The following is a 12,865-nucleotide window of genomic DNA, read 5'->3' as shown; positions in this document are numbered from 1 at the left end:
ACTTCACACCAGCGATCCCCACCAGGGAGGAGTCTCCGTTGAGTCAGAACCCGTTCGGCGCGATGCTGCGCGACCGTCGAGTTGCGCGAGACCTCACACTCGAGGCGCTCAGTGAGGCATCGGGCGTGAGTGAGCGGGGCATCGGCGACATCGAGCGGGGTGTCAGCGTGGCACCACAGGTGCGCACCGTACGACTGCTCGCCGATGCCCTGCAGCTCCGCGGAGCGGAGCGGGAGGTCTTCCTCCACACGGCGCGGTCGGTGCGGCAGCAGCGACGCGAGGTCGCCTCCACGGTCATGCCCACGCCCTTGGCGGACTTCGTGGGGCGCATCGACGAGCTCGCACGACTGCGCTCCGCTGTCGGCGATTCCGGCGGAGCGGCGCTCCTGTGGGGCGCTCCCGGAATCGGCAAGACGTCCCTCGCCCTGGAAGCGGCACGGCTGTTCGCCGACGAAGGAGCGCGAGTACTGTTCGCCGACCTCCAGGGCCTCGATGCCAGACCGGCGTCGCCCCTCGCCGTCATCCAGGCGATCCTCGGGCAGGTGGCGCGACCGGAGCAGTTCGTGGCGACCGATCTGGGTGCTGCGATGCGGCTCTGGAGCGAAGACACGACTCGACGCCACATCGTCGTCCTCGACAACGCCGGAAGCGAGGCACAGGTGCGCCCACTCCTGGCCAACCCGGGTGCGTTGGTGATCGTGACGAGCCGTCGGCCTCTGTCGGGACTGGAGCGCATCCATCGTCTCCGTATCGACCCTCTCGCCCAGTCGGAGAGTGAAGTCCTTCTCGCCTCGCTCGCCCCGACGCTGAACGCCGGAGACCCTCACACCAGGGAACTGGCGCAACTGTGCGGACGCATCCCGCTCGCGCTGCGGGTCGCGGGGAACCGTCTGGCGACCCGCCCCGACTGGTCGGCGGAGGACTTGCTCTTCCGGCTGCGCAACGCGGACACCCGGCTGGACACCTTGCGCGCGGGCGATCTGGAGGTCAAGAACGCCGTTGACCTGTCGTACGAGCTGCTCAGCGAATCAGCTCGTTCGCTCTTCGGCGTGTGCAGCCTCCTGGACGGATCGACTTTCTCTGCAGACCTGCCGGCGGCCATCCTGCAGGTCTCCCAGCGGACCGCGGAGCATTCACTCGACGAGCTCATCGAACTCGCGCTGGTGGAGACGTCGGCGGGAGGTCGGTACCGAATGCATGATCTTCTCCGCCTGTACGGGCGGGATCGACTCGACGAGGCTCTCGGCAGCCGTGAGGTGGCGACCCTCGAGAAGAACAAGGTCTCGTGGTTGCTGCAGCGCACGTTCGAATACGGACAGCTCTTCGAACCAGACACGCAGGAGGCGATCCCGACGGAGCGACGAGCCATCGAAGAAGAACAGCCCGCGGCAAGAGCGTGGCTGGTCGCCAACGCCGAGCACTGGCTCGCAGCACTGAGAGCCGCGCATGCGGCGGGTCTGCATGCCGACGTGCTGCGCGTGGCGGACTCCCTGCACTGGTTCTCCGATCTGTGGTTGAAGTGGGGCAACTGGCATACGGTGTTTCGCCTCTCGGTCTCATCGGCCGTGGCCATCGCCGATCGCTCGGAGCAGGCCCGACACCTCGGGTATCTGTCGTGGGCAGATCGGATGGAACGCTGGGACCTCGCGCAGTCGCTCGTTCACGCCGAGGCGGCGCTCGACGCGGCGACATCGGCGGACGATGCAGAACAGATCGCCTGGAGTCACATGTACATCGCGGAGGTGCAGACGGCGACGGGCGAGCAGGCAGAGGCGCAGCGGCACGCACACGCGGCAGCGGAACTCTTCGAGCGGATGCGGAACAAGGAAGGATTCCCGCAGGCTCTGCTGACCCTCTCAGCCAGCAAGCTCTTCGAGGCGAAGTTCGAAGAGGCGCTGATCGACGCAGAGCGCGCCGCTGCGTGGGTCGAGGACCCGGCGACGGCGCCGGCTCACAACATCGCTCGACATGCGCTGGTGAACGCGCGCATCGGCATGGCGTCGGCGGCGCTGGGAACGACGCAACCGGAGACGGCGCTGGCGGCGGCTCACGCGGCGTTGCAGGCGGCCGAGGAGCTCGACCTGGCTCAGGGCGCGGGACTCGCCCACCTCCGGATCGGCCGAGCGCACCGGATGAACGGGGACGAGGAGTCCGCTCGCGCGGCATTCGCCCGAGCGGCGGAGACCTTCGCTCAGATCGGTGATCTGAGAGGCGAGACTGTCGCCCGGGCAGAGCTTGATCCGCCTTTGCCGGAGGCCGACTGATTCGCTCAGGGGTGATCCTCCGGCCGCGGCAATGACCCGTGCTCGATGAGGCCGTCATAGACCTTCTCCAGCGTCGAGGTCAGCGCCGCGATCTCGGCCGGTGCGAGATCGCCGAAGAATGCCCGCTGGACGAAGCCGATGTGAGACGGAGAGGCTTCACGGAGCTTCTGGGATCCCGCCTCGGTGAGCACGACCTCGGTGACGCGACGGTCCGACGTCGACTGGCTGGTCTCCACGAGCCCGCTGGCCCGCATGCGTCGAAGATGATGCGACAGGCGACTTCTTTCCCACCCGATCCGTGTGGCGAGGCCGGAAACCGTCATCCGTCCGTGCGGGTCGCTCGTCAACGCGACGAGCACGTCGAAGTCTCCCAATGAGATCCCGCTGTCCACGCGCAGTTGCCGGTTCATCTCGTAGCTGATCCGCAAGTGCACCTTCATGTAGGCGAACCAGGCGGACACCTCGTTCGGGGAGAGGAGTGCGAACGGCGAGTCTGGACGCAGGTCATACTCATCCGACACAGTGGTCTCCTTCCTTCGCGGACTTCACTACTCTCGCACGACGTCCACGAGGCGACGCCTCCTGCGGACTTCCGAACTCAGAACCGGATGGTGCCTCGTTTCTGCCTCCGTTCTTCCTGGTGCGCGGACACCGATGAGACGAGGCTTGCGGTGCAGGCGGACCCGCCGCCGGCACCGACAGGAGACAACATGTCTGGAAACCCGCACGACATCGCGCTCGAGCCCGCCGCTCAGGAGTTCGTGGACGCCACGTCGAACCCCCCGTTCCTCTACCAGATGACCGTTCCGGACGCCCGGGACTTCCTCGAGACCGCACAGAGCTCGACGATCTTCAAGCCCGACGTGGACGACGAGTGGGTCGAGATCGAGGGCGGGCCGACCGGCACGGTGCGCGTCCGCATCGTCAAGCCCGCCGGCGCGACCGGCACTCTGCCCGTCATCCTCTACGTCCACGGCGCGGGTTGGGTGCTCGGCAGCGCGCACAGCCACGACCGACTCGTCCGCGACCTTGCCGTCGGCTCGGGTGCTGCCGTCGTGTTCCCCGAGTACGACCGCTCGCCCGAGGCCAAGTACCCCGTCGCCATCGAGCAGAGCTACGCCGCGGCGCAGTGGGTCGTCGCCCAGGGCGGCGACAACGGCCTGGATGCCTCGAAGATCGCGGTCGCCGGTGACTCCGTCGGCGGGAACATGGCCATCGCCCTCTCGCTGCTCGCCCACGAGCGAGGAGACGTGAACTTCATCAAGCAGGTGCTGTTCTACCCCGTCACGAACGCCGCCTTCGACACGGAGTCCTACGACACGTTCGCGGAGGGATACTTCCTCTCCCGCGATGCGATGCACTGGTTCTGGGACCAGTACACCACCGACGAGGGCGAGCGTGGTCAGATCACCGCATCGCCGCTGCGTGCGTCGCTCGAGCAGCTGGGCCACCTCCCGGAGACGCTCATCATGACCGCCGAGGCCGACGTCCTTCGCGACGAGGGAGAGGCGTTCGCCGCCCGCCTGCGCGAAGCCGGCGTCAAGGCGACCAACGCTCGCTTCGGCGGCATCGTGCACGACTTCGTCATGGTGAATTCCGTCCACGACACCGAGGCCGCGAAGCACGCCATCCTGCTGGCCACCGCGTCCCTGCGTGCAGCCTTCGCCTGACCGACCGGAGAGGGCGGGCTCGCCCGCCCTCTCTTCTCCCGAGACGGGAAGCCGAATGTCATGAACCAGATCGACACGGAGGTGCCGCCCAGCGGCACCGGATGCGTGGAATGCGAAGAGAGCGGCTCCTGGTGGGTGCACCTGCGGCGCTGCGCAGCATGCGGGCATGTGGGCTGCTGCGACGACTCGCTGAACCGACACGCTACGGCGCACGCTCAGCGGACGGGCCACGCGATCATCCAGAGTTTCGAACCGGGCGAGGAGTGGTTCTGGGACTTCCGAACCGATCGATTCGCCACCGGGCCCGTGCTTGCTCCGCCGCACAGTCACCCGGACGACCAGTCCGCTCCGGGCCCGGCGGCCCGGGTTCCGGAGAACTGGGCGGAGATCCTCCAGTCCCGCTCGCGCACCGCCGACTGAACACCCATCCACACGCATTCCCAGCGAAAGGCAGAACGTGGCGACCATAGCCATCATCGGAGCAGGAAACGTCGGATCCCAGGTGGCGCGTGTCGCCGTACGGACCGGCCATGACGTCGTACTCGCGAACTCTCGCGGTGGGGAAGGACTCGACGCCCTCATCGACGAGCTCGGACCCCGCGCTCGCGCCGCAGGGTCCGTCGCGGATGCGACGGAACGGGCCGACGTCGTTGTCGTCGCCGTGCCGATCCACTCATACGAGGGGCTGCCCTCCAAGGCTTTCGACGGCAGGATCGTCATCGACACGGGAAACTACTACCCCAGCTGGAACGGCGACATCGCGGAACTGGACGACGAATCGACGACCACCGCAGAGATTCTGCAACGAGCGCTGCCCGGCGCATCGGTGGTCAAAGCGCTCAACAACCTGAACGCTGCCGAGCTGACGACGACAGGTAGCCCCGCGGGCACCGAGAATCGCCGCGCGCTCGCGATGGCAGGAGACGACACGAATGCCAAGCGCGTCGTGCAGGAGCTGCTGGACAGCTTCGGGTTCGACGTCGTCGACGTGGGCCCGCTTTCTGAGGGATGGCGCTTTCAGCGCGACCTTCCCGCCTACGGAATCCGCCATACCGCCGCCGAGATGCGCAGCGCACTCGCTCGCGCTCTGCGCTACCGCGACCTGCCCGACGCCTGATCCCCGCATTCGACTCACCGGAATGCGCACCGCCTGGAGGACCGCACCATGAGCGACGACCCGCACTTCGTCGACAGCACCCGCAGCGGCGGCACGTCGCGGACGTTGCGAATGTACGGCCGCCGCGACTCTCGTGATGCATACGCGCTGCGGGACTACCTCACTCGTAGTGTCGTGTCCTACGAATGGACGGAGATCGAGACGGATCTCGCTTGCTACGCCCTCACGGGTCAGTCGCTGCACGATGCTGCCTTACCGATCGTCGATCTCCCGAACGGGTCGAGACTCGTGCAACCCACCCCGGCAGAAGTGGCCGCCCGACTGGGATGGGTCATGCGCCCCCAGCACCGTGAATACGACCTCTCCATCTACGGAGCGGGGCCGGCCGGACTGTCGGCCGCCGTGTATGCGGCGTCTGAAGGGCTCAAGGTCGTGCTCCTCGAACGCGAGGCCGTCGGCGGCCAAGCCGGTTACAGCAGCCTGATCGAGAACTATCTCGGCTTCCCGGACGGGATTCGCGGCAGCGATCTCGCCGAGCGCGCGCGTCAGCAGGCGATCGCGTTCGGCGCAGAACTGCTCCTCATGCGCGGGGGGACTCACGGAGAGTTCCAGGGCGACCGGATGATCGCCACCTTGAACGACGGCACCACCATGATCTCCCACTCGAACATCTGCGCGACCGGTGTGGAGTGGAGACGGCTCGGCGTTGCTCGAGAAGACGAGCTCCTCGGCCTGGGCGTGTTCTACGGAGCTGGAACGAGCGAGGCGGCGCACTGCAGCGGAGAGGACGTCATCGTCGTCGGCGGCGGGAACTCTGCCGGACAAGCCGTCCTCAACCTCTCCGCCCAGGCACGCTCCGTCACCATGGTGGTCAGGGGGGCGGACCTCTCGGCGACGCTGTCGTCCTACCTGGTGTCACGGATCAAGAATCGGACGAACGTCCGCCTCGCCCTCAACTCCTCGGTGACAGAACTTCTCGGAGATGCGTCGCTCGAGTCCGTGGCCACGATCGACTCGCACACGGGTGAACGAGGCCTGCTGAAGGCGAGAAAGCTCTTCGTCTGCATCGGCGGTGCGCCGAACACAGACTGGGCGAGAGACACATCGATCGAGCGCGACCACCTCGGCTATCTGGTCACGGGGCCGGATCTCTCCCGGGCGCACCTTCGTGACCACTGGCCGCTCGAGCGGGCGCCGTTCTATCTAGAGACGAGTGTGCCTGGGTCGTTCGCCGCCGGAGACGTTCGACGGAACTCCGTCAAGCGCGTCGCCTCCGGGGTCGGTGAGGGTGCCATGGCCGTCGCCTTCGTCCACCGTTTTCTGTCAGAGCACTTCGTCTGAGAGTGGGGGTGAGGCACCTCATGCGGGTAGAGACGTCGGGCGAACAGCACCGGGTGACGACATTCGAGTTGTTCTTCGATCTGGTGTTCGTCTTCGCATTCACCCAGGTCACGGAGTTCATGGTGCACGACCGCACGCTGCTCGCTGTCGTTCATGCGATGACCCTGTTGACCATGCTGTGGTGGTCCTGGGTCTCATACAGCTGGCTGTCCAACCACGTCCACGTCGACCAAGGCATCATCCGCCGGGGGATGACCCTGTCTGCGGTGGCGATCTTCGTCGTCGCTCTCGTGATCCCCGAGGCGTATGACGACATGCCGAGCGGTCTCAGCGGACCTCTCGTTCTCGTCGCCGGCTATGCGGTCGTCCGCTCCATCCACTTGTCTCTCTACCTCATGGCAGCGGGCGCCGATGCGGCGCTTCGCCGCCAGGTCCTCATCACGTTCGTCCCCTTCGTGGTCGAGCTCGGCCTCCTCGCCGTCGGCGCTCTCGCAGGTGGGGAACTGCAGACGGTCCTGTGGGTTCTCGCGGTCACCACCAACGGTGCCCTCACGTACGTGACCTCGCGCGGCGGGCACTGGCGGGTGCATTCGGCGGCGCATTGGGGAGAGCGTCACGGTCTCGTCATCATCCTCGCGATCGGCGAATCCATCGTCGCCATCGGCGACGGGGCCTCGACGCGGCCCATATCGACTCCGCTCATCCTCGGGTCTGCGCTGGCAGTGCTTCTCGCAGCTGCGGTCTGGTGGCTGTACTTCGACACGGCATCCGCAGATGCCGAACACGAACTCGCCCGGAAGCAGGGCAGGTCCCGAGCGCTGCTCGCGCTGCAGGCGTACACGTTCATGCACCTCCCGATGATCGCCGGTGTCGTCGTCATGGCGCTCGGCGTGGAGATCGCGATCGCGCACGTGGAGGAACCGGGAGCGTTGGGATGCTTCGGCGCCGCAGCCCTCTTCGGAGGCGCCTCTCTCTACCTCACATCCCACGCGGCGTTCACGTTCCGAATGCTCGGAAGGTGGAAGGCGTGGAGGATCGGAGCAGGGATCGCGCTCCTCACGATCATCGGTTCGGGGCGCGTCATATCCCCACTCGCCGCCCTCGTCGTCGCTGTCGTCGTCCTCGCGATCCCGGTCGCCATCGAGTCGCTTGCTCGAGGGTCTCGAGGCGGCGAGAAGCTTCCGCATCGACCCGATGCGGTATCGAGCCCCGGGACGGCTCAGCGAACATACCCACCCATACCCGCCCGCCCAGGGCATCGATGAAGGAGAAGAAATGCCGGACACGTTCACCGGGCGCTGCGAATGCGGCGCCATCACCTACGAGTTCACGAAGGCCCCGGACTTCGTCGCCGACTGCTACTGCCGCGATTGTCAGCGAGCGTCAGGGGGAGTCATGGCCTCGTACTTCAGCGTCGGCCTGGACGACTTCACGCTGCTGAGCGGAACGCCCTCGACCTATCCCTATGTCGCGGACAGCGGAAACACACTCGACCGAGCATTCTGCCCTGACTGTGGAGCACGGCTCTTCAACGTCAATCTCTCCGGGTTCCCGGGGCAGATGTTCGTCATGCTCGGCAGTCTCGATGACCCGGAATCCGTGAAGCCGCCGATCATGGAGATCTTCACCGCACGCCGGATCTCGTGGACGAAGGCTCTCGACGTTCCGCAGTATCCCGCACGTCCGGATGCCGTCCCCGGGTCCGCCGAGGGGCGGCTGCCCGGAGGATGCGGATGATGAGGACTGCGCGACCGCGATAATCGGGGGAGCACCACACAGGAGATTCAGACGATCACGCGCCTGATGCGCATCGAACAGCGGAGGCTCGGGGATGAACCCAGAGATCATCACGTTCCTCATCCTCGGCGCCGCTGTGATCGCCTTCGTATCGAATCGCATTCCGATGGTCGTCGTCGCGATGGCCGTTCCGATCCTGCTGTGGGCGACGGGGGTGCTGACGCTGACCCAGGCGTTCGCCGGGTTCGGCGATCCCATCGTCCTCTTCATCGTCGCTCTCTTCGTCGTGAGCGAAGCGCTCGACGCGACGGGCGTCACGTCGTGGGTCGGCGGACAGCTGATGCGGCGAGCGGGCAAGAAGCGGACGCGCCTGCTTCTCATCGTCTGCGCCCTCGCTGCCCTGCTCTCGGCAGTCATCAGCATCAACGGGGCGGTTGCCGCACTACTGCCCATCGTCGTGTTGGTCGCCGTGCGTGCGGGGATCGTGCCCTCTCGGATGCTCCTGCCCCTCGCCTTCGCCGCCGGGGCCGGCTCCCTCCTCACCCTCACGGGGACGCCGGTCAACATCCTGGTGTCAGAAGCCGCCGCGGAGGCCGGCGGACGACCCTTCGGCTACTTCGAGTTCGCCGTGGTCGGCATCCCGCTGGTGCTGTTGACGGTGCTCGTGGTGATCGCCTTCGGAGACCGGCTCCTTCCGGCGCGGGTGCCGGATCGACTCGAGGAGCCTGCTGACCCCAGCCAGGATGCTCGGGCGTGGCGCGAGACCTACGACCTGACGCTCGAGACCGGCCGTCTCTTCACCGTCGGCGAAGGTGTGGCCGAAGTTCTCATCGCGCCGAGATCGACACTGATCGGACGGGTCGTCTCACCGGGGATGACGACACGTCAGGAGGACCTCGTCATCCTCGCGCTGCGTCACGGGAACCGCCCGGGTCAGGTCGGCTCGAAGGCATCGCGTTCCCTGACGCTGCAAGCAGGCGATGCGGTGCTCGTGCAAGGACCGTGGGAGGCTCTGCATCGCTACACGAACTCGCCGGATGTCATCCCCGTGAGCTCGCCCCAGCAGATGCAACGCACCGTTCCGCTCGGACGCGGGGCGAGACGCGCACTGGTCATTCTCGCTGTCATGGTCGTGCTCCTTGCGACAGGAGCCGTGCCACCCGTCATCGCAGGGCTCCTCGCCGCCGGCGCGCTGGTGGTGACCCGCGTGCTCACGGTCCCGCAGACGTTCGCCTCGATCTCCTGGCCGACGGTCACCCTCATCGCCGGCATGATCCCGCTGTCATCGGCCTTCGTGTCCACCGGCGCTGCCGCTCTCGTCGGTGATGCCGTGCTCGGCCTCGTCGGAGATACGTCGCCGTACCTGGCACTTCTGACGATCTGCCTCGCATCGGTGATTCTGGGCCAGTTCATCTCCAACGTCGCCACGGTGCTCGTCATCGCCCCGATCGCGGTGTCAGTGGCGTCGAGCATGCAGGTCAGTGTGCAGCCGTTCATGATGGCGCTGACCGTGGTCGGCGCCGCCGCGTTTCTCACACCCATCGCGACACCGGTGAATCTGATGGTGATGCAACCGGCCGGCTATCGGTTCGGGGACTATTGGCGCCTGGGTGTTCCGTTGGTGCTCATCTACGTCGCGGTCGCAGTCCTCTATGTGCCGCTGGTGTGGCCGTTCTGAGAGATCTCCGAGGGTGAGCCCCCAGCGTCACATCGGCCCGGGCCTATGCCCGGTTGGCCGCGTAGTACGCGAGCAGCGCCCTCGTCGACGCGTCCTGCGCCTCCAGGGCCGACGCGTCGCCGCCGATCGCGGGAGCGATCTGCATCGCCAGCTGCTTGCCCAGCTCGACGCCCCACTGGTCGAACGAGTTGATGCCCCAGATCGTGCCCTGGGTGAAGGTGATGTGCTCGTACAGGGCGATGAGCTGGCCCAGAACCTGCGGCGTCAGTGCCGGAGCGAAGATCGACGTCGTGGGCCGGTTGCCGGCGAACGTGCGCGCCGCGACGAGCGAGCCGGTCGTGCCCTCGGCCTCGACCTCGGTCGCGGTCTTGCCGAACGCCAGCGCCTTGGTCTGCGCGAGGAAGTTCGCGAGGAACAGCTCGTGCACGTCGGCGTCGCCGTCGGTGAGCGGGTAGGCGGGGTTGACGAAGGCGATGAAGTCGGCCGGGATGAGCCGTGTCCCCTGGTGGATGAGCTGGTAGAAGGCGTGCTGTCCGTTCGTGCCCGGCTCTCCCCAGAACACCTCGCCCGTGTCGGTCGTGACCGGGGAGCCGTCCCAGCGCACCGACTTGCCGTTCGATTCCATCGTCAGCTGCTGGAGGTAGGCGGGGAACCGGCTCAGCTGCTGCGCGTAGGGGAGCACCGCGTGCGACTGCGCCCCGAAGAAGTTCACGTACCAGACGTTCAGCAGCGCCATGAGGACGGGCACGTTGCGCTCGAGCGGCGTCGTGCGCACGTGCTCGTCGACCGCGTGGAAGCCGGCGAGCAGGTCGCGGAAGGCGTCGGGGCCGAGTGCGATCGCGAGTGAGAGGCCGATCGCGGAGTCGACCGAGTAGCGTCCGCCCACCCAGTCCCAGAACCCGAACGCGTTGACCGGATCGATGCCGAACGCCGCGACTTTGTCGAGCGCGGTGGACACGGCCACGAAGTGGTGGGCGACGGCATCCGTACGCGAGTCCTCGTCGCCGGAGATCGCGTCCGAGGCGGTGAGCCCCTCCCAGAGCCAGTCTCGGGCGAGGCGGGCGTTCGTCAGCGTCTCGAGGGTCGTGAACGTCTTCGACGCGACGATGAACAGCGTCGTCTCGGGGTCGAGGTCGGCGGTCTTCTGCGCGATGTCCGTCGGGTCGATGTTCGAGACGAAGCGCGCCTCGATCCCGGCATCCGCGTAGGGCTTCAGCGCCTCGTAGACCATGACCGGCCCGAGGTCCGAGCCGCCGATGCCGATGTTGACGACGTGGGTGACCTTCTTGCCCGTGACGCCGAGCCAGTCGCCGCCGCGGACACGCTCGGCGAAGGCCGACAGCGCGGCGAGGACGGACTGCACATCGGCGTCGACGTCCTGGCCGTCGACCGTGAGAGCCGGCGACGCGCCCTGCGGGCGCCGCAGCGCCGTGTGCAGGACGGCCCTGTCCTCCGAGGTGTTGAGGTGCCGACCCTCGAGCATGGCGGCGAAGCGCTCGGCGACGCCTGTCTGCTCGGCCAGCTTCAGAAGCGCCGCGACGACCTCATCGGTCACGAGGTTCTTCGACAGGTCGACGTGGAGGTCGGCGAGGGGGAACGACAGGCGATCTACGCGACCCGGGTCGGCGGCGAACCAGTCCCGGAGGTCGGGGGTGAGGCTCTCATGCAACTCGGCGAGCTCGGACCAGGCGGATGTGCGTGTCGGATCGATGGGAGCGGTCATGGCTCCACGGTACCGCTGGATGCACGTGGGCAATGCCCCGGCGGGGTACTCTTTCTCTCATGGGACGACTGCGTTACGACGGCACTTCGGAGCCGATCTTCATCGACGATGCGACGCTGGCGCACCTCAAGGTGATCATCGGGACGAAGCTGCGCCGCCAGGAGAGCTTCATGCTCACCTGGCGTCCTCGTGAAGGCGGCGACCCCGCTCGGGTCACCGTGTGGATGCACCCGGCGATCCCGCTCCAGTTCCTCTTCCAGTCGGGCGAGCAGCAGCCCATCGAGAAGAGCCGTATCGAGGACATGATGCGCGCCCTGAACGCCTCGGGCGAACTCGTCATCGACGAGTACGTGCAGTTCAGCGTCGTCGACAGCAGCGTTCCCGCCTGACCTACTCGGCCGGGTACGCCTCGGCCTTGAGCAGTCGAGCGAGGTGCGCGGCGTTGCGCGCAGCCGTCGCCGTCGCCTGCGCCACCTTCTCGGGAGTCTCGGGCAGGTCCTTGTAGTCGACGCCCTGCATCGCCTCGCCGTTCCAGTACACGGAGGTCTGAGCCGGCACGGTGTATCCGACGTCGTCGAGGGCCTGGAAGACGATCGCCGAGATGTGGTGCGCACCGTCCTCGTTGCCCACGACGCCGGCGATCGCGACCTTGTCGAAGAGGATCGGTCGACCCTGCTCGTCGGTCTCGCCCAGCTCGGCATCCAGCCGCTCGAGCACACGCTGCGCGACGCTCGAGTGCTGGCCCATCCAGGTGGGCGTCACGAAGACCAGGATGTCGGCCTCGAGCACCTTCGTGCGCAACGCCGGCCACTCGTCGCCGTCGCCCATGTCGGCCTCGACGCCGGGGCTTATGGCGTGATCCACCGCGCGCACGAGCTCGCCGGTGACGCCGTGGGTCGCGAGCTCGGCGAGGATCTGCGATCCCAGCAGATCCGTGCTCGATTCCGCGGGGGAGGGCTTGAGGGTGCAGGAGATGGCCAGGGCCGTCAGTCGTTCGCTCATGGGGTCGACGTAACCAGGTCGGGCGCTCCCCGGACAGGGGGTTTCGTCGGCCCCGCGTCTGCGCTAGCGGTATCCTGGTCGAGCCGGCCGCTCAGACAGGAGACCCCATGATCCTCAGCTTCATCTTCTTCATGATCCTCTTCCTCGGAGGGTTCTGGCTCCTGGGGCTCGCGCAGACGATCCCGGATTTCCAGGGGCTCGTCTTCGTCGCCGGCATCCTCGCCGTCAGCCTTGCTCTCGCCTTCATCATGCGTCAGCGCGGGTCGGCCACGCGTCGCGACGACAACTGGTCGGGCAACGCCACCGAGTGACGTCTTGCAGGCTCGTGTGACG

General features: G+C 67.0%; 13 protein-coding genes. 10 read left to right on the top strand and 3 right to left on the bottom strand.

Going from position 1 to position 12,865, the window contains the following annotated elements; translation table 11 throughout:
* Positions 1-38: 38 nt before the first annotated feature.
* Complete coding sequence (locus tag BN2660_RS00995) at positions 39-2,264, top strand: helix-turn-helix domain-containing protein (protein WP_091226086.1); 2,226 nt, start codon at positions 39-41, stop codon at positions 2,262-2,264.
* Between the two features lie 5 nt (positions 2,265-2,269).
* Here the strand turns inward: BN2660_RS00995 and BN2660_RS00990 are convergent, their stop codons facing one another.
* Positions 2,270-2,785 carry a MarR family winged helix-turn-helix transcriptional regulator gene (locus BN2660_RS00990; RefSeq protein ID WP_255304951.1) on the bottom strand — a complete coding sequence of 172 codons (516 nt, stop codon included), beginning with the start codon at positions 2,783-2,785 and terminating at the stop codon, positions 2,270-2,272.
* A 189-nt stretch (positions 2,786-2,974) separates the two neighbouring features.
* Between BN2660_RS00990 and BN2660_RS00985 the strand changes: the two genes are divergently transcribed.
* The 7 genes from BN2660_RS00985 (at position 2,975) to BN2660_RS00955 (ending at position 9,807) form a co-directional block, all read left to right on the top strand.
* Positions 2,975-3,934, top strand: a complete 960-nt coding sequence (locus BN2660_RS00985; protein WP_091226083.1) for an alpha/beta hydrolase — start codon at positions 2,975-2,977, stop codon at positions 3,932-3,934.
* A 60-nt stretch (positions 3,935-3,994) separates the two neighbouring features.
* Entirely contained in the window at positions 3,995-4,354 is a 360-nt protein-coding gene (locus tag BN2660_RS00980; RefSeq protein WP_091226080.1) for a UBP-type zinc finger domain-containing protein, read from the top strand.
* A complete protein-coding gene (locus BN2660_RS00975; protein WP_369690520.1) occupies positions 4,245-5,051 on the top strand; it encodes an NADPH-dependent F420 reductase in 807 nt (268 codons plus the stop codon). The genes BN2660_RS00980 and BN2660_RS00975 overlap by 110 nt, the downstream gene beginning before the upstream one ends.
* Before the next feature lie 48 nt (positions 5,052-5,099).
* Positions 5,100-6,392, top strand: a complete 1,293-nt coding sequence (locus BN2660_RS00970) for an NAD(P)/FAD-dependent oxidoreductase (RefSeq protein ID WP_091226075.1) — start codon at positions 5,100-5,102, stop codon at positions 6,390-6,392.
* Between the two features lie 53 nt (positions 6,393-6,445).
* Positions 6,446-7,657: a low temperature requirement protein A gene (locus BN2660_RS00965; RefSeq protein WP_176697037.1), complete on the top strand. Its 1,212-nt coding sequence runs from the start codon at positions 6,446-6,448 to the stop codon at positions 7,655-7,657.
* Positions 7,658-7,667: 10 nt separating this feature from the next.
* Positions 7,668-8,129, top strand: coding sequence for a GFA family protein (locus tag BN2660_RS00960; RefSeq protein ID WP_091226070.1), 462 nt, complete (start codon positions 7,668-7,670; stop codon positions 8,127-8,129).
* 94 nt (positions 8,130-8,223) lie between these two features.
* On the top strand, positions 8,224-9,807 hold the full coding sequence (locus BN2660_RS00955) for an SLC13 family permease (RefSeq protein WP_091226068.1): 1,584 nt from the start codon (positions 8,224-8,226) through the stop codon (positions 9,805-9,807).
* 43 nt (positions 9,808-9,850) lie between these two features.
* On the opposite strand, the gene pgi is transcribed toward BN2660_RS00955, so the two are convergent.
* Positions 9,851-11,530 (bottom strand): glucose-6-phosphate isomerase, encoded by a 1,680-nt coding sequence (gene pgi, locus BN2660_RS00950; protein WP_091226065.1) that lies wholly within the window; start codon positions 11,528-11,530, stop codon positions 9,851-9,853.
* A 59-nt stretch (positions 11,531-11,589) separates the two neighbouring features.
* Here pgi and BN2660_RS00945 point away from each other — a divergent pair, with 59 nt between their 5' ends.
* Positions 11,590-11,919: a DUF7882 family protein gene (locus BN2660_RS00945; protein WP_091226063.1), complete on the top strand. Its 330-nt coding sequence runs from the start codon at positions 11,590-11,592 to the stop codon at positions 11,917-11,919.
* A gap of 1 nt (position 11,920) precedes the next feature.
* Here BN2660_RS00945 and BN2660_RS00940 read toward each other — a convergent pair whose 3' ends face one another.
* Positions 11,921-12,532 carry a flavodoxin family protein gene (locus BN2660_RS00940; protein WP_091226060.1) on the bottom strand — a complete coding sequence of 204 codons (612 nt, stop codon included), beginning with the start codon at positions 12,530-12,532 and terminating at the stop codon, positions 11,921-11,923.
* Between the two features lie 107 nt (positions 12,533-12,639).
* On the opposite strand from BN2660_RS00940, the gene BN2660_RS00935 reads away from it, so the two are divergent.
* Positions 12,640-12,843 carry a hypothetical protein gene (locus BN2660_RS00935; RefSeq protein ID WP_091226058.1) on the top strand — a complete coding sequence of 68 codons (204 nt, stop codon included), beginning with the start codon at positions 12,640-12,642 and terminating at the stop codon, positions 12,841-12,843.
* Positions 12,844-12,865: the final 22 nt, after the last annotated feature.

This window comes from Microbacterium sp. 3J1 (genome assembly GCF_001049495.1).
GTDB lineage: Bacteria > Actinomycetota > Actinomycetes > Actinomycetales > Microbacteriaceae > Microbacterium.
Note: the sequence above shows the minus strand (reverse complement) of the source record. Positions and strands in the feature narration are given on the sequence as shown.

Excerpts from the sequence above, each read along its gene's own strand:
- BN2660_RS00985 (WP_091226083.1), top strand. The coding sequence starts at position 2,975 with ATGTCTGGAAACCCGCACGACATCGCGCTCGAGCCCGCCGCTCAGGAG.
- BN2660_RS00980 (WP_091226080.1), top strand. The coding sequence starts at position 3,995 with ATGAACCAGATCGACACGGAGGTGCCGCCCAGCGGCACCGGATGCGTG.
- BN2660_RS00970 (WP_091226075.1), top strand. The coding sequence starts at position 5,100 with ATGAGCGACGACCCGCACTTCGTCGACAGCACCCGCAGCGGCGGCACG.
- BN2660_RS00960 (WP_091226070.1), top strand. The coding sequence starts at position 7,668 with ATGCCGGACACGTTCACCGGGCGCTGCGAATGCGGCGCCATCACCTAC.
- BN2660_RS00955 (WP_091226068.1), top strand. The coding sequence starts at position 8,224 with ATGAACCCAGAGATCATCACGTTCCTCATCCTCGGCGCCGCTGTGATC.
- pgi (WP_091226065.1), bottom strand. The coding sequence starts at position 11,530 with ATGACCGCTCCCATCGATCCGACACGCACATCCGCCTGGTCCGAGCTC.
- BN2660_RS00945 (WP_091226063.1), top strand. The coding sequence starts at position 11,590 with ATGGGACGACTGCGTTACGACGGCACTTCGGAGCCGATCTTCATCGAC.
- BN2660_RS00940 (WP_091226060.1), bottom strand. The coding sequence starts at position 12,532 with ATGAGCGAACGACTGACGGCCCTGGCCATCTCCTGCACCCTCAAGCCC.
- BN2660_RS00935 (WP_091226058.1), top strand. The coding sequence starts at position 12,640 with ATGATCCTCAGCTTCATCTTCTTCATGATCCTCTTCCTCGGAGGGTTC.